Here is a 23858-nt window from a genome sequence, read left to right on the forward strand (position 1 = left end):
GGTTTGGACATGAGTGAGACACTGACCTGCACATCGCCGATCGACGGATCGGTGTTTGCCACCCGCGAGACGCTGGACGCAGACGGCGCCAAGGCGGCCGCCCAGCGCGCGCGCGCCGCGCAACTGAACTGGGCCGCGCGGCCGCTGGAGGAGCGCATACGCCTCGTGATGGCCGGCGTCGCCGCCGTGGGCGCCATGAACGACGACATCGTGCCGGAACTGGCCCGCATGATGGGGCGTCCGGTGCGCTATGGCGGCGAATTCGGCGGCTTTGACGAGCGCGCGAGCCATATGGCCAAAATCGCGGCAGATGCGCTGGCCGATATCGAGGTGGGCGAGGACGCCACCTTTCTGCGCTATATCAAGCGGCTGCCGCATGGTGTGGTGCTGGTCGTGGCGCCGTGGAATTACCCCTACATGACGGCGATCAACACGGTCGCGCCTGCCCTGATTGCCGGGAACACCGTGCTGCTGAAACATGCCACGCAGACGCTGCTGGTGGGCGAGCGCATGGCGCAGGCATTCCATTCCGCGGGCGTGCCGGAGGATGTGTTCCAGAACGTGTTTCTGGGCCATGACACCACGTCCGATCTGATCGCGTCCGGCGCGGTGGATTTCGTGAACTTCACCGGCTCCGTCGGCGGCGGGCGCAGCATGGAGCGCGCGGCGGCGGGCACCTTTACCCCCGTGGCGACCGAGCTGGGCGGCAAGGATCCCGGCTATGTCATGGAGGACGCGGATCTGGATGCGGCCGTCGATACGCTGATCGACGGGGCGATGTTCAACTCGGGTCAGTGCTGCTGCGGGATCGAACGGATCTATGTGCATGAGAGCCTCTATGATGCCTTCGTCGAAAAGGCCGTAAAGATCGTTCAGGGCTATACCTTGGGCGATCCGCTGGACGAGGGCACGACGATCGGCCCGATGGCGCATGTGCGCTTCGCCAAGGAGGTCCGCGCCCAGATCGACGAGGCGGTGGAGGCCGGCGCGACCGCACATATCGCCAAGATGGACGCCGATGACGGCGGCGCCTACCTGACGCCCCAGATCCTGACGGACGTGACTCATGACATGCGCGTGATGCGCGACGAAAGCTTTGGCCCCGTGGTGGGCATCATGAAGGTATCCTCGGACGATGAGGCGATCGAGCTGATGAACGACAGCCATTTCGGCCTGACCGCCAGCCTCTGGACCGCCGATCTGGACCGCGCGCAGCGCGTCGGCGACCAGATCGAGACCGGGACGGTCTTCATGAACCGGGCCGATTACCTTGACCCCGGATTGTGCTGGACCGGCTGCAAGGATACAGGACGCGGCGGCGGCCTGTCGGTGATCGGCTATCACAACCTGACGCGCCCGAAATCCTACCATCTCAAGAAGGTGACAAAATGAACCTGACAGGAAACTGGTCTTACCCGACCTCGATCAAATTCGGCGCCGGCCGCATTGCCGAGCTGCCCGCCGCCTGCGCGCAGGCGGGCATCACGCGGCCGCTTCTGGTGACGGACAAGGGGCTGGCCGATCTGCCGATCACCGCGCAGGTGCTGGACATCATGGACGCCGCCGGCTTTGGCCGCGGTATCTTTTCGGAGGTCGATCCGAACCCGAATGAAAAGAACCTTGCCGCGGGCGTTGCTGCCTACAAATCCGGCGGCCATGATGGCGTGATCGCGTTCGGCGGCGGCTCTGGTCTGGACCTGGGCAAGATGGTGGCCTTCATGGCCGGTCAGACGCGCCCGGTCTGGGATTACGAGGACGTGGATGACTGGTGGACCCGCGCCGATGCCGATGCCATCGCGCCGATCATCGCGGTGCCGACGACGGCCGGAACAGGTTCCGAAGTGGGGCGCGCTAGCGTCATCACCAATTCCGAAACCCATGTGAAGAAGATCATCTTTCACCCCAAGGTGCTGCCGACGGTGGTGATCTGCGATCCCGAGCTGACCACCGGCATGCCGAAATTCATCACCGCCGGCACGGGCCTTGATGCCTTTGCCCATTGCGTCGAGGCGTTCTCCAGCCCGCATTACCACCCGATGAGCCAGGGCATGGCGCTGGAAGGGATGCGTCTGGTCAAGGATTACCTGCCGCGCGCCTATGCGGATGGCAACGACCTTGAGGCGCGCGCGCATATGATGAGCGCGGCGATGATGGGCGCAACGGCGTTCCAGAAGGGCCTTGGCGCGATCCACGCGATGAGCCACCCTGTCGGCGCCGTCTTCGGCACCCACCACGGCACCACCAATGCGGTCTGCATGCCCGCGGTGCTGAAACTGAACGCGCCCGAGATCCGGGACCGGTTCCGCAGCGCGGCCGCCTATTTGGATATCGAGGGCGGCTTCGACGGTTTCTGCAGCTTCGTGCAGGAGTTCAACGACGCCCTCGGCATCCCTCGCAAGCTGTCTGACATGGGGGTCGAGGCGGCGCGGATCGACGATCTGGTGGCGGAGGCGATCAAGGATCCCAGCTGCGGCGGCAATCCGATCAAGCTGACCAAGGACAACCTGCGCGCACTTTATGAGGCCACGATCTGAGGCACGCCGGGCGCAAGCGCCCTCATCGTTCCCCAGATACGCGGCGCCGCCCCGGCCACCCTCGCAGTGGCCGGGTTTTTTGCATCCGCGCGAAAGCGCAAGACATCATTCCGCGGGCATCGCCAGCGCCTCGTTGCTGAGCGGATGGGGCAGTTTGCCGATCATCTCGCGCGGGCAAACCTGCAGGAAATGCGCCTTTTCGGTGCTCCAGTGCTGGAGAATGTCCAGCGCCTTGCGGCTGCCTGTCTCGGCGGCGTGGCGCTCGATCATGCTGTGCAGCTGGTCCTCCCAATGGGGATGGCCCACCGGACCGATCACGATCGTTTCTCGGTTCATCAGCGGCGCGGCCTCTGCGCGCGGGTCATACAGATACGCCATGCCGCCGGTCATGCCGGCGCCGAAATTCGCGCCGATCCGGCCCAGGATCACGGCAACGCCGCCGGTCATGTATTCGCACCCGTTGCTGCCGCAGCCCTCCACCACCACATGAGCGCCGGAATTGCGCACGGCAAACCGCTCGCCCGCGCGGCCCGCGGCAAAGAGATACCCGGCAGTCGCGCCATATAGGACGGTGTTGCCGATGATGGTGTTCTCGCTGGCCTCCAGCGGGCTGGACATGGGCGGGCGCACCACGATCGTGCCCCCCGACAGGCCCTTGCCGACATAGTCGTTGGCGTCGCCACTGACTTCCAGCTTCAGCCCCGGCGCCGCGAACGCACCCAGCGATTGCCCGGCGCTGCCCGACAGTTTCACCGTCAGGTGGTCGGGTTGAAGGCTGTTGTTCATCCCGAACCGGCGCACGATATGGCTGCTGAGGCGGGTGCCGACTGTGCGGTGCGTGTTCTGGACGGCATAATGCAACTGCATCTTTTCGCCGTCATTGAGGAATCGCGCGGCGTCGCGCACGATCTCGGCGTCCAGCGTATCGGGCACCGGATTGCGCGGGCGCGTGCGGTCCAGCGGCCCGCCCTGATTGGCGACGGTGATCAGCATCGGGTTGAGGTCCAGATCGTCCAGATGCGCGCTGCCCCGGCTGACCTGGGTCAGCAGATCGGCGCGGCCGACCACCTCGGCCAGCGACCGGGCGCCGATGCTGGCCAGCACCTCGCGCACCTCCTGCGCGTAAAAGGTGATGAGGTTGACCACCTTCTCGGCATTGCCGGTGAACTTGGCGCGCAGCGCCTCGTCCTGTGTGCAGACGCCCACGGGGCAGGTGTTGCTCTGACACTGGCGCACCATGATGCAGCCCATCGCGATCAGGGCCGCGGTGCCGATGCCGTATTCCTCGGCCCCCATCATCGCGGCCATGACGATATCGCGCCCGGTGCGCAGCCCGCCATCGGTGCGCAGCGTCACGCGGTCGCGCAGTTTGTTCATCGACAGAACCTGATGCGCCTCGGTCAGGCCCATCTCCCACGGCAGGCCGGCATATTTGATCGACGTGGCCGGACTGGCGCCGGTGCCGCCGTTGTGGCCGGAAATCAGGATCACGTCCGCCTTGGCCTTGGCCACGCCGGCGGCGATGGTGCCGACGCCCGATTGCGCGACCAGCTTGACCGTGACCTTGGCATCCGGGTTGATCTGCTTGAGGTCATAGATCAGCTGCGCCAGATCCTCGATACTGTAGATATCGTGATGCGGCGGCGGCGAGATCAGCGTCACACCCGGCGTCGACAGGCGCAGGCGCGCGATCAGCTCGGTCACTTTCATGCCGGGCAACTGCCCGCCCTCGCCCGGCTTGGCGCCCTGGGCAATCTTGATCTCCAGCTCTTCACATTGGTTCAAATACTCAGCTGTCACACCGAAGCGGCCGGACGCCACCTGCTTGATCTTGGCGCTGGGATTGTCGCCGTTCGGCTCGGGCTTGAAATGGGCGGGATCCTCGCCGCCCTCGCCGCTGTCGCTGCGCGCGCCGATGCGGTTCATCGCGACGTTCAGCGTCTTGTGCGCTTCGGGGCTGAGCGCGCCCAGCGACATGCCGGGCGTGACGAAACGCTTGCGGATGGCCGTGACGGATTCCACCTCGTCCAGCGGAACCGGCTTGCCCATCGGCTTGATCGCCATCAGATCGCGCAGATGGATCGGCGGTGCCGATTGCATGGCGGCCGAATAGCGCTTCCACAGATCAAAGCTGGCCGTGTTGCAGGCGGTTTGCAGCAGATGCATCGTCTGCGCGCCCCAGGCGTGGCTCTCGCCGGTCTTGCGCGCCTTGTAAAAGCCGCCGATGGGCAGCACGTTATCGGCGCCACCATAGGCCCGCGCGTGCACCTCCTCCAGCTTAGTCTGGATGCCGCTGACGCCGATGCCGCTGATGCGGCTGACAAGGCCGGGGAAATACTCGGCGCACATGGCGCGGCTGAGGCCGATAGCCTCGAAATTCAGCCCGCCGCGATAGGAGGAAATGACCGAGATGCCCATTTTCGACATGATCTTGAGCAATCCGGCGTCAATCGCCTTGCGATACCGCGCGACCACCTCGGTCAGGTTCCCGTCCAGCAGGTTGCGCGTCACCCTGTCGGCCAGCGAATCCTGGGCCAGATAGGCATTGACCACGGTCGCGCCCGCGCCGATCAGCACGGCGAAATAATGCGGGTCGATGCACTCGGCAGAGCGCACGTTGAGCGAGCAGAACGTCCGCAGCCCCTTGCGCGTCAGATGGCTGTGCACCGCGCTGGTCGCCAGGATCATCGGCATCCCGATGCGCCCTTCGCCCACGGCCTGATCGCTCAGCACCAGATGGCCCGCGCCGCTGCGCACCGCATCCTCCGCCTCGGCACGGATGCGGCCCAGTGCGTCCTGCAGCGCATTCGGGCCGGGCGCGAAGGTGCAGTCGATATGCCCCACCTGCGAGCTGAACTGCCGCATCAGCACATCCCATTCGGCATTGGCGACAAAGGGGCTGTCCAGCACGATGATCTGGGTCTGCGCGCCCGACTCGTCCAGCACGTTCTTGAGATTGCCAAAGCGGGTCTTCAGGCTCATCACCCGGTATTCGCGCAAACTGTCGATGGGAGGGTTCGTGACCTGGCTGAAGTTCTGCCGGAAATAGTGGCTGAGGGGGCGGTATTGCGTCGACAGGACCGCGCTGGGCGTGTCGTCGCCCATGGACGCGATCGCCTCCTTGCCGTCCTCGCCCATGGGGGCGAGGATCTGCTCCAGCTCCTCGATGGTATAGCCTGCGGCGATCTGGCGGCGGCGCAGATCCTCGCCGGTATGATGCGCCTCTTCGGGGGTGCCGGTCAGGGTGTCGTCCAACTCGTTGATCTTGCCCACCCATTCGCCGAAGGGCAGTGCGGCGGCCAGCCGGTCCTTGATCTCGACATCGTGGTAAAGCCTGCCTTCGGCCATATCCACGGCCAGCATCTGACCGGGGCCCAGAGCGCCCTTTTCGCGCACCGATGCCTCGTCAATCGGGACCATCCCCGCCTCGCTGCCCGCGATCACCAGCCCGTCGCCGGTGACGACATAGCGCATCGGGCGCAGGCCGTTGCGGTCCAGCCCCGCGCAGACCCAGCGCCCATCGGTCATGGCCAGCGCGGCGGGGCCGTCCCATGGCTCCATCACCGAGTTGCAATAGGAATACATGTCGCGCCATGCCTGCGGCAATTCCTGCGCAAGGTTCGACCATGATTCCGGCACCAGCATGGTTTTCGCCATCGGCGCCGAGCGGCCTGCGCGCACCAGCACCTCGAACACCGAATCGAGCGCGGCGGAATCGGACGCGCCGCCCGGAACGATCGGCTTGATATCCTCGGCCAGATCGCCGAACGCGGAGGACGCCATGCGGATCTCATGGCTTTTCATCCAGTTGACGTTGCCCTTGAGCGTGTTGACCTCGCCGTTATGGGCCAGCATGCGAAACGGCTGCGCCAGCCACCATTGCGGGAAGGTGTTGGTGGAATAGCGCTGGTGATAGATGGCGAAGGCGGATTTGAACCGCTCGTCCATCAGGTCGGGATAGAAGACCGCGACCTCCTCGGCCAGCATCATGCCCTTGTAGATGATCGACCGGCACGATAGCGACGCGATGTAGAAATTGGCGATCCCGGCGGCGATCACCGCCTTTTCGATGCGGCGGCGGATGACGTAAAGCTCGCGCTCGAAATCCTCCTCGTCGATGCCCTTGTTGTTGGAAATCAGGATCTGCTCGATCTCGGGGCGGGTCGCGTTCGCCTTCTCGCCAAGGCAATCGACGTTGACCGGCACATGGCGCCAGCCATAGATCGTATGGCCCATGCGCAGCACCTCGGACTCCACGATCGTGCGGCACGCCTCCTGCGCGCCGAAATCGCTGCGCGGCAGGAACACCTGGCCGACGGCGACCAGCTGATCCTGCCGCGGCTCGTGGCCCGTGCGGCGGATCTGGTCATAGATGAAGCTGACGGGGATCTGCACATGAATGCCGGCGCCATCGCCGGTCTTGCCATCGGCATCGACCGCGCCGCGATGCCAGATCGCCTTGAGCGCGTCGATGCCCGCCTGCACCACGCGGCGGGACCGCTTGCCGCTGACCGCGACGACAAGGCCGACACCGCAGGAGGAATGCTCCTCGTCATGCGCATACATGCCGTTTTCGGCCATCCAGTCACGCTTGGCCTGCTCTTCGGAGGCCCAGTTGGCGTCATAGGTGGTCATGGGGCGTCTCCTTCGACGGATGGGTTGGTGGCCTCGTATTCCGCGGCGGTCTGGCGTGGGTGATCGCCCCGAAGCGGGGCGTAGGATGGGGCCTGATCGACGTAGATTTCCGATTTCAGCGGAAAACCCGACGCACCGGGGAAGATGCCCGCGATCAGCTCGTATTGGGCGCCCTCGGTGTGATCGCGCAGCCACAGGTTGCTGCCGCAGACCGGACAAAACGCGCGCTCGGCAAGGGGAGGCGCGGCATACCGGGCGACATCGCCGATCACGGTCACGCCAGCCGCCGGCGCGTTGAACGTGGCGTAAAGCCCGCCGGACCAGCGCTGGCACCGATAGCAGTGGCACACGGCAACGCCGGTGTCATGCGCGCCGCGCAGTTCGATCCGGACCGCGCCGCACAGGCATTGGCCCCGGCACACGTCATCCGCGCTCATTCTGCGGCCACTTGCGCGGCGGCGGTCAGATCGTCCAGCAGCGCGGCGGCGCAATCGCGCCCGTCGCGGATGGCCCAGACCACAAGGGACGCGCCGCGCACGATATCGCCCACGGCATAGACGCCGGGCAGCGACGTGCGGCCGGTGGTGAACTCCGCCTTGACGGTGCCCCAGCGGGTCACCTGCAATTCGGGCTGATCCCAGAGCGCGGGCAACTCCTCGGCCTCGAACCCCAGCGCCTTGATGACAAGATCGGCGGGCTCGTCATGCACCGCGCCGTCGATTTCCTCCGGGGCCTGACGCCCAGTCAGGTCCGGCGCGCCAAGGCGCATCTGCTGCACCTTGACTGCGCTCACCGGATCGCCTGAAAACCCCTTGGGCAGGGCCAGCCAGTCGAAAATCACGCCCTCCTCCTCGGCATTGGCGACCTCGCGCAGACTGCCCGGCATGTTGGCGCGGTCGCGGCGGTAGAGGCATTTGACCGAGGTGGCGCCCTGCCGGATGGCGGTGCGCACACAATCCATCGCCGTATCGCCGCCGCCAATGACCACGACGCGCTTGCCGCTTGCGTCCAATTCGCCGCTGTCGAAATCCGGCACCGTATCGCCAAAGGAACGGCGGTTGCTGGCTGTCAGATAGTCGATGGCGCGCACGATCCCGCGCGCCCCTGATCCCGGCCCCGCCAGATTGCGGGATTTATAGACGCCGGTGGCGATGATGACCGCGTCATGCTGCGCCCGCAGGTCGTCAAAACTTACGTCGCGCCCGATCTCGCTGTTCAGGTGAAACGTCACCCCTCCTGCCTCAAGCTGCTCCATCCGGCGCAGAACCACGTCCTTTTCCAGTTTGAAACCGGGGATTCCATAGGTCAGCAATCCGCCGCCGCGATCGTATCGGTCATAGACGCTGACCTGAATTCCCGCGCGGCGCAGCATATCCGCCGCCGCCAGCCCGCCGGGCCCCGCGCCGATGATCGCGACGCTTTGTGCGCGCTCCTGCGCCGGGCGCGCGGGCTGAACCCAGCCTTCGTCCCACGCGGTATCGGTGATGTATTTCTCGATCTGGCCGATCGTGACGGTACCGTGCCCCGATTGCTCGATCACGCAATTGCCTTCGCACAGACGATCTTGCGGGCAGATGCGACCGCAGATTTCGGGGAAGGTGTTGGTGGCCTGGCTCAGCTCATAAGCCTCCTGCAGCCGCCCCTCGGCGGTCAGGCGCAGCCAGTCGGGGATGTTGTTGTGCAGGGGGCAATGGCTCTGGCAATAGGGCACGCCGCATTGGCTGCACCTGCTGGCCTGTTCGCGCGCCTTGGTGTTCGCATACTCGGCATAAATTTCGTCAAAGTCGCGGCGGCGCAGATCGGGCGCCCGCTTTGGCGGCATGTCGCGCGTGACCGTGGTGAATTTCAGCATGGATCGGTCAGTCATGGCGCACCTGATTGTTTGAAGCTCACCACCGTTAAACGGCGCTTGCGCGCATTAAAAGACAGTATTACTGTCGTATATATCAGAAAAACGCTGACGGGCGCGAAAATTTGCTACCGCAGGCTGGCTTATAGGTAAGCCTTAATTACCTACTCTCAAAACCCGGCGAGCAAAAAGCCGGTCGCGACCGTTCCCACGGCGATTCGCCACCAGCCGAACAGGGCATAGCCGTGGCGGCTGACGAAGCTGAGCAGCCATCTGACCACGATGATCCCGCTGACGAACGCCATCGCGAATCCCACGGCAATATCGCTCATCGCGCCAAGGTCCAGAACATCGCGGTTCTGATAGAGATCATACGCCACGGCGCCCGCCATTGTCGGCAACGACAGGAAGAACGAAAACTCGGCCGCCGCGCGTTTCTCCACGCCCATGAGGAGCGCGCCGACGATGGTCGCGCCCGACCGGCTGGTGCCGGGGATCATCGCGAGGCATTGAAACAGACCGATGCGCAGGGTCACCCAGATCGGCAAATGCTCGGCATCCGCATAGCGCGGAGCAGGCGCGAACCTGTCGACAAAGACCAGCACGATCCCCCCGAGGATCAGCATGATCGACACCAGAAGGGGTGTCTCGAACAGCACCGCCTTGATGAAGCCATGCGCCAGCACCCCCACGACCAGCGCGGGCAAAAAGGCGATCAGGACCGACGCCAGGAACCGCCTTGCACCGGGGCTGTGCGGCGCGCTTATCAGCACCTGCACCAGGCGGGAGGCATAGACGGCCAGGATCGCCAGCACGGCCCCCAGTTGAATGACCACCTCGAAACTCCGGCCGGCGCTTTGAAATCCGACGAAGTGACCGGCCAGAAGCAGATGGCCTGTGGAGGACACGGGAATGAATTCCGTCAGCCCCTCGATCAGCCCAAGAGCTGCTGCGACGAGGGTCGTGTCAGGCATGAGAGTTCCGATCTATTGGGGCGTCAGTTTGCCCGCAGGTTTCCTGCGGACTCCTTGATGGCGGCATATTGCCCCGATGCGCGGAAGCGCCACAGGTATTCCGGCAACACCGCGTCCATCGCCGTCGGCTGGATTTCCAGCGCATCAAAGCCCCGGGCACCATCCCGAACGACATTGTCAGACCTCAGCGAGGTGACCTGATCGCGCGTGATCTGCGCCGAAATCAGGCCCAGAGACAGCGTCTGGACCAGCTCCATCACGCCCCCCATGACCGAGGCGATGGGGAAGGGAATGTTCACGATACCGCGCCGCTTGCGGATGACGGCCAGCATGCGCTGCATAATTTCGCGGAAACTGAGGGTGTCGGGGCCGCCCAGCTCGTAGATGCCGGGCGCCGCGGTGCCGACCACGCCCTTTTCCGCGGCATGGGCGACATCGTCGACATAGACCGGCTGAAACAGGGTGTCGCCGCCAACAACGGGCAGGATCGGGCCCATCCGCGTCATGCTGGCAAAGCGGTTGAAGAACTGGTCCTCGGGCCCGAACACGACGGAGGGGCGCAGGATGACGGCGTTCGGGAAATGCTCCAGCACGCCCGCCTCGCCCCGGCCCTTGCTGCGGGCATAAAGGCTGGCGCCATCCGTATCGGCGCCAATGGCCGAAATATGGACCAGACGCTCGACCCCTTCTTCGGCGGCGATGCGTGCGATGCACGTGGCGCCCTTGTCCTGCACGGCGTCGAAATTGTTCTTGCCGCCGCGGTCGAACGTGCCGACACAGTTGACGACCGCGTCCGCGCCGCGCGTGACACTGCGAACGCTGTCCTCGTTGCGGATGTTGCAGATGACCGGCTCAACCTGGCCGACAACGCCGTAGGTGCGCACGAAACCGGCCTGTTCGGGGCGGCGGCAGGCCACGCGCACACGCCATCCGGCCTGCGCCATGCGATCGGCGATATAGCGGCCGACAAAGCCCGATCCGCCAAAGATTGTGACCAGTTTCGACATGTGGATAACCTCCGGCACGCGCCGCTCTTGCATGTGATCTCCCACTCCTACCCGCGCAGGGCCGCGCGGGCAAGGTGATACGCGGCTTTGCGCAATGCCGCGCGCTTGCGTCCGATGAAAAAGCCCGTTGACACGCCCACTGCCGGGGTCTAAACGGCCCCTCACGTGACCTGCCCAGGTGGCGGAATGGTAGACGCGCTAGCTTCAGGTGCTAGTACTGGCAACGGTGTGGAGGTTCGAGTCCTCTCCTGGGCACCAATCCTCAAGACAGATCAAGTCATTGCAATCGCAGCCTTGTTGAGCGAGCCGCGACCGGGCACGCGGACAAAGCCGTGGACGCTTTTGGGCGGCCGTGACATGATCGCGGGCGGGCTGCACAAGGCCGTTGTGCCCGATGGAGGGAATGGAAAGGTTACGCGATGATTCATCCGGTTCTTTTGTGCGGCGGCTCGGGCACGCGTTTGTGGCCGCTGTCGCGCAAATCCTATCCCAAGCAGTTCGCGCGTCTCATGGGCGACGAGAGCCTGTTCCAGGCGTCGGCCCGCCGCCTGTCGGGCGAGGGATTTGCCGCGCCGCTGATTGTCACCGGGGACCCGTTCCGCTTTATCGTGACCGAGCAGCTGGCCCAGACCAGGCAGGCGCCCCAAGGCATCCTGATCGAACCCGAAGGCCGCAATACCGCCCCCGCCGTTCTGGCCGCGGCGCTGTGGCTGGCCGAAAGCGACGAGGATGCATTGATGCTGGTCGCACCATCGGACCACGTGATCCCGGACGCTGCCGCCTTTCGCGCCGCCGCCACCGCAGCCACGCCGCGGGCGAAGGCGGGCGATCTGGTGACGTTCGGCATCACGCCGGACCGGGCCGAGACGGGATACGGATATCTTGAGCTGGCCAAAGGCGCCGATGCGGCGGCAGACACGCCGCAAAGCCTTGCCCGGTTTGTCGAGAAACCTGACGAGGCGCGTGCGCGGGAGATGGTCGCCGACGGCAATTTCCTGTGGAACGCCGGGATTTTCCTTTTCACCGCAGGCGCCGTGCTTGACGCTTATCGCGCCCACGCGCCCGCGATGCTGGATGCCGTCGGCCGCGCGCTGCAGGGCGCGTCGTGCGATCTGGGCTTTACCCGGCTGGATGCGGGCCCGTGGGTCGAGGCCGAGGACACCTCCATTGATTATGCGATCATGGAAAAGGCTGACAATCTGGCGGTGATGCCCTACGCGGCCGGCTGGTCCGATCTGGGCGGCTGGGATGCCGTCTGGATGGAATCGGGGCCGGACGATCAGGGCAATGTCTGCTCGGATCACGCGACAGCGATTTCCTGCGAGGACACGCTTTTGCGCTCGGAGACGCCGGGGCTGGAGCTGGTCGGGATCGGGCTGAAGGACATGATCGCGATCGCGATGAATGACGCGGTGCTGGTCGCTCACAAATCGCAGGCCCAGCGCGTCAAGGAGGCGGTGACCGCGCTGAAGGCGCGCGGCGCCTCCCAGGCGGTGCAGCTGCCGCGCGACTATCGCCCCTGGGGCTGGTACGAAAGCCTTGCCATCGGCGGGCGGTTTCAGGTCAAGCGGATCGTCGTCAATCCGGGCGCCGCGCTGAGCCTGCAAAGCCATCACCACCGGTCCGAGCACTGGATCGTTGTCGAGGGCACCGCGCGCGTGACAGTGGGCGACGAGGTGAAGCTGCTGACCGAGAACCAGTCCGTCTATATCCCGCTCGGCGCCGTGCACCGCATGGAGAATCCGGGCAAGCTGCCGATGGTTCTGATCGAGGTGCAGACCGGCAGCTATCTGGGCGAGGATGACATCATCCGCTACGAGGATGTGTATGCCCGCGATTGACCGGTCGTGAAGCTGTCCCTCGCAAGCATCGCGCAACTGGCCGACTTGCCGGTCGATACGCTGATCGACGCCCGCTCGCCCGCCGAATATGCCGAGGACCACCTGCCCGGCGCCATCAACCTGCCCAGCCTCAGCGACGCCGAGCGTGCGGAGGTCGGCACGATCTATGTGCAACAGGACCGCTTCAAGGCGCGGCGGATTGGCGCGGCGCTGGTTGCGCGCAACGTGGCGGCGCATCTGGAGGGGCCGCTCTCGGGCAAGGACGGAAGCTGGCGGCCCCTGGTCTATTGCTGGCGCGGCGGGCAACGGTCAGGATCGTTCGCCTCGATACTGGAGCAGATCGGCTGGCGCACCACGCTGCTGGACGGCGGCTATCGCGCATATCGGCGGCTGGTGGTGAATATGCTCTACGACGCGGAATTGGCTCTGACGCCGATTCTGCTGGATGGCAATACCGGCACGGCCAAGACGCGCCTTCTGGAACTGCTGGAGGCGCAGGGCGTGCAGGTGATCGACCTTGAGGGGCTGGCCAATCATCGCGGCTCGGCCCTTGGCGCGCGGCCGGGCGGGCAGCCGACGCAGAAGCTGTTCGAGGGGCGGCTGGCGCAGAGGATCGCGGCGCTGGACCCGGCCCGCCCGGTCGTGATCGAGGCCGAGTCGCACAAGGTGGGCACGCGCATCCTGCCGCCCAGCCTGTGGGGCGCGATGAAAAGCGCGCCCTCGGTGCGTGTCACCGCCCCCGTCGCCGCGCGGGCGGCGTATCTGGCGCGCGCCTATGGTGACATGACGGGCCAGCCTGATTTGCTGAAGGAGAATCTGGATCTCCTGCGGCATTTGCGCGGGCATGAGACCGTGGATCGCTGGCAACAGATGGTGGATGATCGGGATTTCACGGCGCTGGCGGGTGAGCTGATCGTGCAGCACTACGACCCCGGATATGAATCGGCCCGCGCGCGCCATGATCTGACCGCGCCGCAGGCGGTGGAGCTGACAGCGCTGGACGACGCGGCGTTGGAGGCCGCGCTGCCCCGCCTGATTGACGCGATCGGGCGCGCGGCAGGCTCTAACGCAGGGTGATGCGCGGCGGCGTGTCCAGCATCTCACCGATCTGAACGGCGGGAATGCCCCCGGCGGCCAGCGTCTGCAGGGCCTGCGCCGCATCGTCGGGCGCCAGCGCGGCCAGAAATCCGCCGGCGGTCTGCGGATCGAACAGGATCTCGCTGCGCGCGGCATCGTCCAGCCCGGTCAGGGCGGGCGCGGCCCATGCGCGATTGGCCTCGTGCAGGGACGATCTGTGCCCGGCATCCAGCAACGCCTGCGCACCCTCCAGCAGCGGCAGACGGCCTACGTCCAGCGCAGCGCCGCACCCGCTGGCGCGGCAGATCGCCAACAGGTGCCCGGCGATGCCGAAGCCGGTGACATCTGTCATCGCATGCGCCGATATCAGGCTCTGTGCGGCGGTTTCGGGGCTGCTCGCCATATGGTCTAGCGCGCCGCGCACCACGTCGCCATCCGCGGCGCCGCGCATGTCTGCGGCCAGGATCACGCCGGTGCCCAGCGCACCGGTCAGGATCAGATGGTCGCCGGGGCGCGCACCATCCAGACCGATGGGCGCGCGCCCCTCCGGCATGAGGCCCGTGACGGTGAAGCCGATGGTCAGCTCGGCGCCCTGCGTGGTGTGGCCGCCGATGATCTCGGCGCCCGCGGCGGCCATGACATCCTGTGCGGCGGCCATGATTTCGGCCAGCGTGCGGGCCTGAAGCGGGCCGCTCATGCGCGGCAGCACGAGGTTCAGCAGCGCCGCCTGCGGCGCCGCGCCCATGGCCCAGATATCGCCCAGCGCATGCAGCGCGGTGATGCGCGTCATCTGCCACGGATCGGCGGTGAAGGCGCGCAAATGGTCGGTGCTGATGACCTGCACCCGCCCGCCGATCCGCAGCGCGCCGGCATCATCGCCGGGGCGGATCAGCACATCGCCGCGCTGGCCGGTGCGCGCGCCTGCAAGCGCGGCATTCAGCGCCTCGGGGCCGACCTTGGCACCGCAGCCGCCGCAGATCATGGGGTGATCGGACAGCTCCTGCGCCGCGCCCTGCGCCGTCTCGCGCGGCAGCGGCGCGGGCGGCATGGCGGGCAGGTCGCGGAATTTCTGCATGAAGCGCTGGTCGATCCGGTCCTTCCAGTGCCAGAGGCCGGGAAGGTGCAGGCCCATTGGGCCGCGATCGGCGATGGCGGCCTTTCGGCCCAGCGAGATCAGCTTGAGATAGTGCTTTTGCGGCTCGAACCGGCGGGTTTGGCCCTGTTCGGTGAGCGCGGCGCGCAGGTTTGCATGCAGGACGGGCGCGGCGCGGACGGCGTAGACACCGGCCTTGGCGCGCGGCGCGTGGGTGAGATAGGCGCAATCGCCGACGGCAAAGATGGCGAGGTCCGAAATGCTGCGCAGATCGGCGCCGACGTCGATGAAGCCATCCGTCAATGCCAGCCCCGTCTGCTCCAGCCAAGGCCACGGGCGCGCGCCCGCCGCACTGACGCAGAGTGCCGCCGGAATGCGCGTGCCGCCTGCCAATGTGACACTGTCGCAGGTGATTTCGCCGATTTCCGCCCGCTCGGTCACCGCGATGCCCGCCTGCCGCATCTGCGCACGCAATAGCCGCGCGGTGTTGGCGGCCACCCCGGTCAGCGCGTCACCGATGTCGATGACATGCACGCGGGGTGCGGCATGCACCTGCGAGAGGCGGTGATGCATCGCCAGTGCCAGCTCGACCCCCGCCACACCGCCGCCGAGGACGGCGCAATCGGGCGGGCTGTCGCCGCTTTGAACCCGCGCGACGAACCGCGCCCAGCGGTCGGCATAGGGCCCGAGCGGTTTGGCCGCGATGCCATAGTCCTCGAACCCGGGCAGATCCAAGGGTGCCGAGGTGATGCCGATGTCGATGGAAAGCACGTCATAGGCCACGTCGGGGCGCCCCTCGACGCGCACCCGGCGCGCGGCGCGGTCGATGCCGGTGGCGCGCCCGACGATCAGGCGCGCGCCGGCGAAACGCGCGAGGCGCCCAAGGTCGATGTCGAGCGCCCCTCGCGGATAATGGCCTGCGATGTGGCCGGGCAACATGCCGGTATAAGGCGCCTTTGGGTTCGGATCGATCAGCGTCAGGCGCGCGCCGGGCAGCGGGCGCATGCCCCATTTGCGCAGGACCAGCGCGTGGGCATGGCCGCCGCCGATCAGCACCAGATCACGTGTGAGGGGGATATCGCCGTTCATATCCGCCAAGGATTTGCCCCAGATCGCCGCAACTGTCGAGAGCCAAGCCATTGACGCGCAGCGCCATCCGCATCAAACCGGAGCCCGACTCTAACACGCGAGGAGCGGGCACGTCATGTCGGGCGACGATCAGCAGAGCAAAAGGCACGGCACGGGCGGCGGCGCCGCGCAGGTCGCGCGCGATGTCCTGACGCTGGAGGCGGACGCGCTGCACCAGTTGGCAGATGCGCTGCCCGAGGATTTCGGCGCGGCGGTGGATCTGATCCTTGGCACGGCGGGGCGCGTGATCGTCTCGGGCGTCGGCAAGTCGGGGCATGTGGGCCGCAAGATCTCGGCCACGTTGGCCAGCACGGGCACGCCCAGCTATTTTGTCCATGCCGGCGAGGCGAGCCACGGCGATCTGGGGATGATCACCAAGGGCGATGTCTGCCTGCTGATGTCCAATTCCGGCGAGACGCCGGAGCTGTCGGACGAGATTGCCTATTGCGCGCGGTTCGGCATTCCGATGATCGGCATGTCCAGCAAGCCGTCCAGCACGCTGATGAAGGCGGCGCAGCTGCGCCTGACGCTGCCGCCGGTGCCGGAAGCTTGCCCGATGGGCATGGCGCCGACCACTTCCACGACCATGATGATGGCGCTGGGCGATGCGCTGGCGGTGGCGCTGATGCGCGCGCGCGGTTTCGAGGTGGCGCATTACCGCGATTTTCATCCCGGCGGCAAGCTGGGCGCACAGATGAGCCGGGTGGCGGACCTGATGCACGGGCAGGATTCGCTGCCCCTTGTCGCGCCGGATATGGGGATGCAGGAAACGCTGCTGACGATGTCGGCCAAGAATTTCGGCATCGCGGCCGTGACGGATGCAGGCGGCACGTTGTTCGGGATCATCACCGACGGCGATTTGCGCCGCAACATGGATCATCTGCTGGAGAGCACGGCCGGCGCGATCGCCACGCGCAAGCCGGTGACCGTCACGCCCGACACGCTGGCCGCCAGCGCGCTGGCGCTGATGAACGAGCGCGAGATCTCGGTCCTGCTGGTGGTGGACGAGGGGCGCCGCCCTGTGGGTGTGCTGCATATCCACGACTGCCTGCGCGCCGGAGTGGCCTGAGCGGCGCGATTGCCGAGCCGCCTGCGGTATGCTCTAACGCGACCGACACAGCAGCCAAGGCCCGCCATGAAAACCGTCATCTTCATTCCCGCCCGCTATGCCTCGACCCGCTTTCCGGGCAAGCCGCTGGTGGAACTGCGCCAGAAGGACGGCAGCATGCGCAGCCTGATCCGCATGAGCTGGGACGCGGCTTGTGCCATTGAAGGAGTCGATGCCGTTTACGTGGCCACCGATGACGCGCGCATTGCCGAACATGCGCGCGGGTTCGGCGCCGAGGTGGTGATGACATCCGAGGCCTGCGAGAACGGCACGGCGCGCTGCGCCGATGCGCTGGCGCAGCTCAGCGAGGCACCCGATCTGGTGGTGAATTTCCAGGGTGATGCGCCACTGACGCCCCCGTGGTTCGTGGAAAAGCTGATTGCGGCGATGAAGGCCGATCCGACTGTTTCCATGGCCACCCCGGTGCTGCGCTGTGACCGCCAGACCTATGAGAATTTCGTCGAGGACCGGCAGAACGGCCGCGTCGGCGGCACCACGGCGGTGTTCGACAGGTGTATGAACGCGCTTTATTTCTCCAAAGAGGTGCTGCCCTACATCGCCCCCGGCAAGCTGCCCGAGCCGATCCCGGTCTTTCACCATGTCGGCGTCTATGGCTACCGGCCCGGTGCGCTGAAATCCTATGTCGAGGCGCCGGTATCGGAGCTGGAGACGCTCGAAGGGCTGGAGCAGCTGCGCTTCCTCGCGTCCGGCATCCCGGTCCGCTGCGTCGAGGTGGACGCGCGCGGGCGGGTGTTCTGGGAGCTGAACAACCCCGGCGACGTCGCCCGCATCGAGGCGGCATTGGAGGCACAATGATCGAAACACGCAGCATCACCATTGGCGATATTTCCATCGGGGCAAGGCATCCCTTTGCGCTGATCACCGGGCCGTGCCAGTTGGAAAGCCTTGAACATGCCCGCATGATGGCCGGGCGGATTGCCGAGGCTTGCGAGGCGACCGGCACGAAGTTCATCTTCAAGGCGAGTTACGACAAGGCGAACCGGTCGTCCCTGTCCACCCAGCGCGGGCTGGGGATGGACGAGGGGCTGAGCATCCTTGCCAAGATCCGCGATGAATTCGGCTGCCCGGTGCTGACCGATGTGCATGATGCGCATCAATGCGCGCCTGCGGGCGAGGTGGTGGATGTGATCCAGATCCCCGCGTTCCTGTGTCGGCAGACCGATCTGCTGCTGGCCGCGGGCGAGACGGGCTGTGCGATCAACGTCAAGAAGGGGCAGTTTCTGGCGCCTTGGGACATGGGCAACGTCGCGGGCAAGATCGCCAGCACCGGGAACGAGCGGATCATGCTGTGCGATCGCGGCACATCGTTCGGCTATAACACGCTGGTCAGCGATTTTCGCGGCCTGCCGACCATGGCGCGCACCGGCTATCCAGTGGTTTTTGATGCGACCCATTCGGTGCAGCAGCCCGGCGGGCAAGGCACGACATCAGGTGGCCAGCGCGAATTTGCGCCGGTTCTGGCGCGCGCGGCAGTCGCGGTGGGGGTTTCGGCGCTGTTCATCGAGACGCATGAAGACCCCGATAACGCGCCCAGCGACGGGCCGAACATGATCCCGGTGGACAAGATGCAGGCACTGATCGGGCAGTTGCGCGGCCTGGACGATCTGACCAAGAGCCAGGACGACATCGCGCTGTAACGCCCCGGGGTATCAAGCGGAGCCATCACGTGCAGGACAAGTTGACGCCGCTCACCCTGATGCTTGTCGCGCTGGTGGGCGTGCTGTGGGGGCTGAACTGGCCCGCGGTCAAATTCATGCTGACCGATGTGCCGCCCTTCACGCTGCGCGCGGCGGGATTTACCGGCGGCGCGGCGGTCTTGCTGTTGATCTTGCGGGGGCTGGGGCATGGCCTGATGCCGCAGCGGGGCGAGACGTTGCCGATCATGGCGGCGGGGCTGTTCGTGCTCTTTGGGTTCAACATATTCGCGGCGCTGGGGCAGCTTTTCACCGAAGCGTCGCGCGCGGCGATCATCGCCTACACCATGCCCGCGATGACGGCGGTTCTGGCGTCGGTGTTTCTGGGCGATCCCCTGACCGGGCGGCGCATCCTTGCGGTGCTGATCGGGCTGGCCGGGCTGGGCGTGCTGGCCTCGGCGGATTTTGCGGCGCTGATCGCGTCGCCACTGGGGCCGACATTGATGCTGCTTGCGGCGCTTTCATGGTCTGTCGGAAATGTGCTGGTGCAGGGGCGGCAATGGTCGCTGAGCCCATTGGCGCTGACCTTCTGGTTCTTCGTTCTGTCGATGGTTCTGGCCTGGCCGCTGGCGCTGTGGCTGGAGCCGCCGAGCGCGCGGCACCTGCCGCCGCTGCCGGTGGTCGCGGTCTTTGCCTTCCACGTCGCGGGGCCAATGGCGACATGCTATCTGCTCTGGGCGGTGCTGCTGCGGCGCCTGCCTGCCACGGTGGCCGCGATCTCGATCCTGACGGCGCCGACGGTGGGCGTGCTGTCGTCGATCTGGCTGCTGGGCGAGCCTGTGTCGTGGCAGAAAATCGTGGCGCTGGCGCTGATCGTGCTGTCGATCACCATCACGCTGTCCGGGCGCAAGGCCGGGGTGCCGCCGCAGAAACACAACAGCTAGACAAGCGGAATTTCCTGTTGCCATAGCCCTAAAACAGCACCGGCCTCCGGCGCCCTTTCTTGGGCGGGCGCGCTTTTGCCGCGACCGAGGCGCTGGAGCGTGCTAACCTTCGGCGCCGCTGATTTCGTCCGTGACGCCGAGACCCGTGACCGTTATCTGGGTGTGGGCGTCTGACGCCGCCCTGCCCTGCATCATCCGAAGGAGGCATCACATGCGCATCGTTGCAGCGCGGTTCAACCACGAAACCAACACGTTCTCGCCGGTCAAGACGCCGCTGGAGGCCTTCGCGCCCCTGCACGGGCAGGCGGCGCTGGACTTCGGGCGCGGCTCGGCCACCGCTTTTGGCGCGTTCATCGAATACGCCGAGGCCGAGGGCGCCGAGTTGATCACGCCGCTCTCGGCGACGGCCAATCCCAGCGGACCGGCCACCGCGGAGGTGTTCGAGGCGCTGGCGGGTCCGATCGTGGAGGCGGCGCAAGGCGGCTGCGATGCGATCCTGCTGGATCTGCATGGCGCAATGGTGGCGGACGGCATCGACGATTGCGAGGGCGAGTTGCTGGCGCGCGTGCGGGCGGCGGCACCCGGCGTTCCGCTGGGCGTGGCGCTGGATCTGCATGGCAATATCACGCCGCGGATGGTGGAGAATTGCGATTGCATCGTCGGGTTCAAGACCTATCCACATATCGACATGTTCGAGACCGGGCGTCACGTGACCCGGATCGTGGATGCGATGCTGCACAAGGGCCTGCGGCCCAAGATGGCGCTGAGCCATCCCCCGATCCTTGCCCATACGCTGAAGATGAACACCGAAGAGCCATGCCTGATGACCGATCTGATCGCCGCCGCGCGGGACGGCGAGGCGCGCGGCGGGTTGCATGCCGCGACGATCTTTGGCGGGTTTCCCATCGCCGATCTGGCTGAGACGGGCGTATCCATCGTGACGGTGGCCGAGGGCGCCGACGCCGCGCAGGATCTGGCCGATGATCTGGCGCGCATGGCCTGGGAGGGGCGCGAGGGGTTCGTCTATGACGAGGCACCGCTGGCCACATCGCTGGCCGAGGCAGTGCGCGCCGCCGATGGGCCCGGCGAGGGGCCGGTTCTGCTGCTGGATCATGGCGATAACTGCATGTCGGGCGGCACCTGCGACACGGTCGATGTGCTGCGCGCGGCGCTGGAGGCCGGAATGAGCGGCATCATCGCCGGGCCGATCTGCGATCCCGAAACCGTGGCGCAGATGATCGCTGCCGGCACGGGCGCGGCGATCATGGTGGATCTGGGCAACAAGGTGCCGCTGCCCGGCTTTGCGCCAAAGGCGCCGCTGACGCTGACCGGGACGGTGGGACAGATCAGTGACGGAACCTATGTGGTCAGCGGGCCGATTTACACCGGACAGACCTGCCGCATGGGCCGCGCCGCCGTGCTGGAGACGGGCGGTGCATTGGTGCTGGTGACGGAATTGCCGCATGAGCCATGGGATCTGGGCGTGTTCGGCTGCGCAGGGATCGACCCGATCGAGGCGCGCTTCCTGATCCTGAAATCGCGGATGTATTGCCGCCCGGTCTTTGCGCCACTCTCGCGCGCGCTGGTGGAATGTGCGAGTGAGGGGATCACAAGCTCGAACTTCGATCTTTTCCCGTTCGAGAAACTGCAAAGGCCGATCTTCCCGCTGGACCGCGATATGCGCTGGTCGCCGGGGCGGAACACATGACGGCGCCGCGCGTTTTGGCGCCAGCCCGATGAAAAGGAGATGACAGCATGACTTTCAACGCTCTGGTCGTGACGAAGGACGAAGACAGCGGCAAGACGAGCGCCGCGGTGGAGCAGATATCGCTGGACGATCTGCCCGGCGGCGATGTGACGGTCGCCGTGGAGTATTCCGGCCTCAACTACAAGGACGGGCTGTGCATCGGGCCGGGGGGCGGTCTGGTGCGGAGTTATCCGCATGTGCCCGGCATCGATTTTGCCGGAACGGTCGAGGCCTCGGACGATGATCGCTACAAGCCCGGCGACAAGGTCATTCTGACCGGCTGGCGCGTGGGCGAGGCGCATTGGGGCGGCTATGCGCAAAAGGCCCGCGTCAAGGCTGACTGGCTGGTGCCGTTGCCGGACGCGCTGGATACGCGGCGCGCGATGGCGGTGGGCACTGCGGGGCTGACGGCAATGCTGGCGATCATGGCACTGGAGGATCACGGCCTGACGCCCGGCGCCGATCCGGTGCTGGTGACGGGCGCGGCGGGCGGCGTGGGCAGCATTGCCGTCGCCGTGCTGGCGCAGCTGGGCTACAAGGTGGCGGCCGTGACGGGCCGACCCGAGACCGGCGATTACCTGCGCGATCTGGGCGCGAGCCAGATCGTGCCGCGCGAGGATCTGACGGAAATTACGAAAAAGGCGCTGGAAGCCGAGCAATGGGCCGGCTGCGTCGATGCGGTGGCGGGGCCGATGCTGGGCCGGGTGTTGAAGCAGATGAAATACGGCTCTTCGGTTGCCGCCATCGGGCTTGCGGGCGGCGCACCGATCGAGGGGGCGCTGATCACGCCCTTTATCCTGCGGGGGGTGAACCTTCTGGGGATCGATTCGGTGATGCAGCCCTACGCGCGCCGCGTCGAGGCATGGCGCCGCATCGCGCTGCATCTGCCGATGGACAAGCTGGAGGCGATGGTTCAGCCCGCGACGCTGGGCGATCTGCCAGAGCTCGGCCGCGATATCCTGAAGGGCCGGGTGAAGGGCCGCGTCGTGGTGGACGTGAACGCCTGACGCGATTGCATTCTGACCCGTCAAAGGGCGCGCCGGGATAATCGGCGCGCCCTTTTTCATGCGTTGACCGGGCAAGCGTGATTTCCGATAGATTTAATCGGGTATTGATTTGCTTTGCCGAATATGGTGTGTCCATGCCAAAGCGAACCACGCCCGGTCCGTCACTGCGAAAGGATATGCCATGATATTGCGAACGGCGCTGGCCTGTCTGCTGCTGGGAGCGGCGCTGCCGGCCGCGGCGGACGAGACCGAGATCGGCAAGGCCGTCTCGGTCGAGTTGAACGCGGCCGAGGCCAGCGATGCTGGCTGCAAGCTGACCTTTCTGGTGATCAACGGCCATGACAGCCCCATCGACAAGCTGGTGTACGAAGCGGTCCTGTTCGATGTCACGGGCCAGGTGGAACGCCTGACGCTGTTCAATTTCGGCGCGCTGCCCGCGGCCCGCCCGCGCGTGCGGCAATTTTCGGTGCCGGGCATTGCCTGCGACGGGCTGAGCCGCATCCTGATCAACGGGGCCAGCACCTGCGAGGCGCCGGAGCTGGAGCCGTTGGCCTGCGAGGCAGGGATGCTGACGCATTCGCGGACGGATATCGAGGTGCAGGGATGAACGCCGTGCTGGAGCCGCTGCGCCAGATCGCGGATCTCGGCGGGCCCGTCGTGCTGCTGCTGATCGCGGTATCGGTCGTGACGCTGGCGACGATGATTTACAAGGCATGGCAATTCGCCGCCGCGGGCGTTGGGCGACACACGGCGCTGAGCCGCGCCGTCGAGGCGTGGGACCGGGGCGACCGGGCCGGGGCGCGGGCGGCGCTGAACGAATCGAAAAGCTATCTGGCGCCGGTGGTGGACATGGCCTTCAGCTCGGACGCGGTGGACACGCCGCGCCTGACGGCGGAGGCCGAGACGCGGTTCGCGCGGCTTGAAAGGGGATTCCGGTTTCTCGACTCGGTGGCGCAACTGGCGCCGCTGCTGGGCCTTTTCGGCACGGTGCTGGGCATGATCGAGGCGTTCCGCTCGCTTCAGGAGGCGGGCGCGCAGGTGGATCCGTCGCTCTTGGCCGGGGGGATCTGGGTGGCGCTGCTGACCACCGCCGTCGGGCTGGTCGTGGCGATGCCGACCGCGCTGGTGCTGAGCTGGTTCGAGGGCCGGATGGACCGCGAACGCGTGACCGCCGAGCGCGCGATCGCCACCGTCCTGCGCCCGCGCGGCGCATCGGAGGGCGCGGCACCGGCGGCCGCGCCGCAACGTGTTTAGGCCGC

At 66.3% G+C, this 23858-nt stretch carries 18 protein-coding genes and 1 tRNA gene; 13 read left to right on the forward strand and 6 right to left on the reverse strand.

Going from position 1 to position 23858, the window contains the following annotated elements; translation table 11 throughout:
- Positions 1–9: 9 nt before the first annotated feature.
- Positions 10–1392, forward strand: a complete 1383-nt coding sequence (locus tag DC366_RS06550) for an aldehyde dehydrogenase family protein (RefSeq protein ID WP_108691420.1) — start codon at positions 10–12, stop codon at positions 1390–1392.
- Positions 1389–2534, forward strand: coding sequence for an iron-containing alcohol dehydrogenase (locus DC366_RS06555; RefSeq protein ID WP_108691421.1), 1146 nt, complete (start codon positions 1389–1391; stop codon positions 2532–2534). Before DC366_RS06550 ends, DC366_RS06555 begins: the two co-directional genes overlap by 4 nt.
- A gap of 105 nt (positions 2535–2639) precedes the next feature.
- Here DC366_RS06555 and gltB read toward each other — a convergent pair whose 3' ends face one another.
- The 5 genes from gltB to DC366_RS06580 all read right to left on the reverse strand — a co-directional run bounded on the left by gltB (position 2640) and on the right by DC366_RS06580 (position 10999).
- Entirely contained in the window at positions 2640–7169 is a 4530-nt protein-coding gene (gene gltB / locus DC366_RS06560) for a glutamate synthase large subunit (RefSeq protein WP_108691422.1), read from the reverse strand.
- Positions 7166–7606 (reverse strand): GFA family protein, encoded by a 441-nt coding sequence (locus tag DC366_RS06565; RefSeq protein WP_108691423.1) that lies wholly within the window; start codon positions 7604–7606, stop codon positions 7166–7168. Before DC366_RS06565 ends, gltB begins: the two co-directional genes overlap by 4 nt.
- Positions 7603–9036: an NAD(P)-dependent oxidoreductase gene (locus DC366_RS06570; protein ID WP_108691424.1), complete on the reverse strand. Its 1434-nt coding sequence runs from the start codon at positions 9034–9036 to the stop codon at positions 7603–7605. The genes DC366_RS06565 and DC366_RS06570 overlap by 4 nt, the downstream gene beginning before the upstream one ends.
- A gap of 152 nt (positions 9037–9188) precedes the next feature.
- The gene (locus DC366_RS06575) at positions 9189–9992 is read right to left on the reverse strand and encodes an undecaprenyl-diphosphate phosphatase (RefSeq protein WP_108691425.1); all 804 of its coding nucleotides are present in this window, start codon (positions 9990–9992) and stop codon (positions 9189–9191) included.
- Between the two features lie 23 nt (positions 9993–10015).
- Positions 10016–10999 (reverse strand): complex I NDUFA9 subunit family protein, encoded by a 984-nt coding sequence (locus tag DC366_RS06580; RefSeq protein WP_108691426.1) that lies wholly within the window; start codon positions 10997–10999, stop codon positions 10016–10018.
- A gap of 172 nt (positions 11000–11171) precedes the next feature.
- Between DC366_RS06580 and DC366_RS06585 the strand changes: the two genes are divergently transcribed.
- The 3 genes from DC366_RS06585 (at position 11172) to mnmH (ending at position 13917) form a co-directional block, all read left to right on the forward strand.
- A tRNA-Leu gene (locus tag DC366_RS06585) sits at positions 11172–11257 on the forward strand.
- A gap of 161 nt (positions 11258–11418) precedes the next feature.
- A complete protein-coding gene (locus DC366_RS06590; protein WP_108691427.1) occupies positions 11419–12840 on the forward strand; it encodes a mannose-1-phosphate guanylyltransferase/mannose-6-phosphate isomerase in 1422 nt (473 codons plus the stop codon).
- Between the two features lie 6 nt (positions 12841–12846).
- A complete protein-coding gene (gene mnmH / locus DC366_RS06595; RefSeq protein WP_341476685.1) occupies positions 12847–13917 on the forward strand; it encodes a tRNA 2-selenouridine(34) synthase MnmH in 1071 nt (356 codons plus the stop codon).
- On the opposite strand, the gene selD is transcribed toward mnmH, so the two are convergent.
- Positions 13904–16150 carry a selenide, water dikinase SelD gene (gene selD, locus DC366_RS06600; RefSeq protein ID WP_243405057.1) on the reverse strand — a complete coding sequence of 749 codons (2247 nt, stop codon included), beginning with the start codon at positions 16148–16150 and terminating at the stop codon, positions 13904–13906. The two genes, mnmH and selD, sit on opposite strands and share 14 nt — an antisense overlap.
- Positions 16151–16214: 64 nt before the next feature.
- Between selD and DC366_RS06605 the strand changes: the two genes are divergently transcribed.
- The 8 genes from DC366_RS06605 (at position 16215) to DC366_RS06640 (ending at position 23853) form a co-directional block, all read left to right on the forward strand.
- Positions 16215–17207 carry a KpsF/GutQ family sugar-phosphate isomerase gene (locus DC366_RS06605; RefSeq protein ID WP_108691428.1) on the forward strand — a complete coding sequence of 331 codons (993 nt, stop codon included), beginning with the start codon at positions 16215–16217 and terminating at the stop codon, positions 17205–17207.
- Between the two features lie 66 nt (positions 17208–17273).
- Positions 17274–18062: a 3-deoxy-manno-octulosonate cytidylyltransferase gene (locus tag DC366_RS06610; RefSeq protein ID WP_108691429.1), complete on the forward strand. Its 789-nt coding sequence runs from the start codon at positions 17274–17276 to the stop codon at positions 18060–18062.
- Positions 18059–18904 (forward strand): 3-deoxy-8-phosphooctulonate synthase, encoded by an 846-nt coding sequence (gene kdsA, locus DC366_RS06615; RefSeq protein WP_108691430.1) that lies wholly within the window; start codon positions 18059–18061, stop codon positions 18902–18904. The genes DC366_RS06610 and kdsA overlap by 4 nt, the downstream gene beginning before the upstream one ends.
- 29 nt (positions 18905–18933) lie before the next feature.
- A complete protein-coding gene (locus tag DC366_RS06620; protein WP_108691431.1) occupies positions 18934–19845 on the forward strand; it encodes a DMT family transporter in 912 nt (303 codons plus the stop codon).
- 211 nt (positions 19846–20056) lie between these two features.
- Positions 20057–21553, forward strand: a complete 1497-nt coding sequence (locus tag DC366_RS06625; protein ID WP_108691432.1) for a M81 family metallopeptidase — start codon at positions 20057–20059, stop codon at positions 21551–21553.
- A 47-nt stretch (positions 21554–21600) separates the two neighbouring features.
- Positions 21601–22599: an oxidoreductase gene (locus DC366_RS06630; RefSeq protein ID WP_108691433.1), complete on the forward strand. Its 999-nt coding sequence runs from the start codon at positions 21601–21603 to the stop codon at positions 22597–22599.
- 181 nt (positions 22600–22780) lie between these two features.
- Positions 22781–23206 (forward strand): hypothetical protein, encoded by a 426-nt coding sequence (locus DC366_RS06635; RefSeq protein WP_108691434.1) that lies wholly within the window; start codon positions 22781–22783, stop codon positions 23204–23206.
- On the forward strand, positions 23203–23853 hold the full coding sequence (locus tag DC366_RS06640; protein ID WP_108691435.1) for a MotA/TolQ/ExbB proton channel family protein: 651 nt from the start codon (positions 23203–23205) through the stop codon (positions 23851–23853). Before DC366_RS06635 ends, DC366_RS06640 begins: the two co-directional genes overlap by 4 nt.
- Positions 23854–23858 lie beyond the last annotated feature (5 nt).

The organism is Pelagivirga sediminicola (genome assembly GCF_003072125.1).
GTDB classification, from domain to species: Bacteria; Pseudomonadota; Alphaproteobacteria; order Rhodobacterales; family Rhodobacteraceae; genus Roseovarius; species Roseovarius sediminicola.

Bases quoted from the DNA above. Each gene is read 5' to 3' on its own strand.
- DC366_RS06550 (WP_108691420.1), top strand. From the start codon at position 10: ATGAGTGAGACACTGACCTGCACATCGCCGATCGACGGATCGGTGTTT.
- DC366_RS06555 (WP_108691421.1), top strand. From the start codon at position 1,389: ATGAACCTGACAGGAAACTGGTCTTACCCGACCTCGATCAAATTCGGC.
- gltB (WP_108691422.1), bottom strand. From the start codon at position 7,169: ATGACCACCTATGACGCCAACTGGGCCTCCGAAGAGCAGGCCAAGCGT.
- DC366_RS06565 (WP_108691423.1), bottom strand. From the start codon at position 7,606: ATGAGCGCGGATGACGTGTGCCGGGGCCAATGCCTGTGCGGCGCGGTC.
- DC366_RS06570 (WP_108691424.1), bottom strand. From the start codon at position 9,036: ATGACTGACCGATCCATGCTGAAATTCACCACGGTCACGCGCGACATG.
- DC366_RS06575 (WP_108691425.1), bottom strand. From the start codon at position 9,992: ATGCCTGACACGACCCTCGTCGCAGCAGCTCTTGGGCTGATCGAGGGG.
- DC366_RS06580 (WP_108691426.1), bottom strand. From the start codon at position 10,999: ATGTCGAAACTGGTCACAATCTTTGGCGGATCGGGCTTTGTCGGCCGC.
- DC366_RS06590 (WP_108691427.1), top strand. From the start codon at position 11,419: ATGATTCATCCGGTTCTTTTGTGCGGCGGCTCGGGCACGCGTTTGTGG.
- selD (WP_243405057.1), bottom strand. From the start codon at position 16,150: ATGGCTTGGCTCTCGACAGTTGCGGCGATCTGGGGCAAATCCTTGGCG.
- DC366_RS06605 (WP_108691428.1), top strand. From the start codon at position 16,215: ATGTCGGGCGACGATCAGCAGAGCAAAAGGCACGGCACGGGCGGCGGC.
- DC366_RS06610 (WP_108691429.1), top strand. From the start codon at position 17,274: ATGAAAACCGTCATCTTCATTCCCGCCCGCTATGCCTCGACCCGCTTT.
- kdsA (WP_108691430.1), top strand. From the start codon at position 18,059: ATGATCGAAACACGCAGCATCACCATTGGCGATATTTCCATCGGGGCA.
- DC366_RS06625 (WP_108691432.1), top strand. From the start codon at position 20,057: ATGCGCATCGTTGCAGCGCGGTTCAACCACGAAACCAACACGTTCTCG.
- DC366_RS06630 (WP_108691433.1), top strand. From the start codon at position 21,601: ATGACTTTCAACGCTCTGGTCGTGACGAAGGACGAAGACAGCGGCAAG.
- DC366_RS06635 (WP_108691434.1), top strand. From the start codon at position 22,781: ATGATATTGCGAACGGCGCTGGCCTGTCTGCTGCTGGGAGCGGCGCTG.
- DC366_RS06640 (WP_108691435.1), top strand. From the start codon at position 23,203: ATGAACGCCGTGCTGGAGCCGCTGCGCCAGATCGCGGATCTCGGCGGG.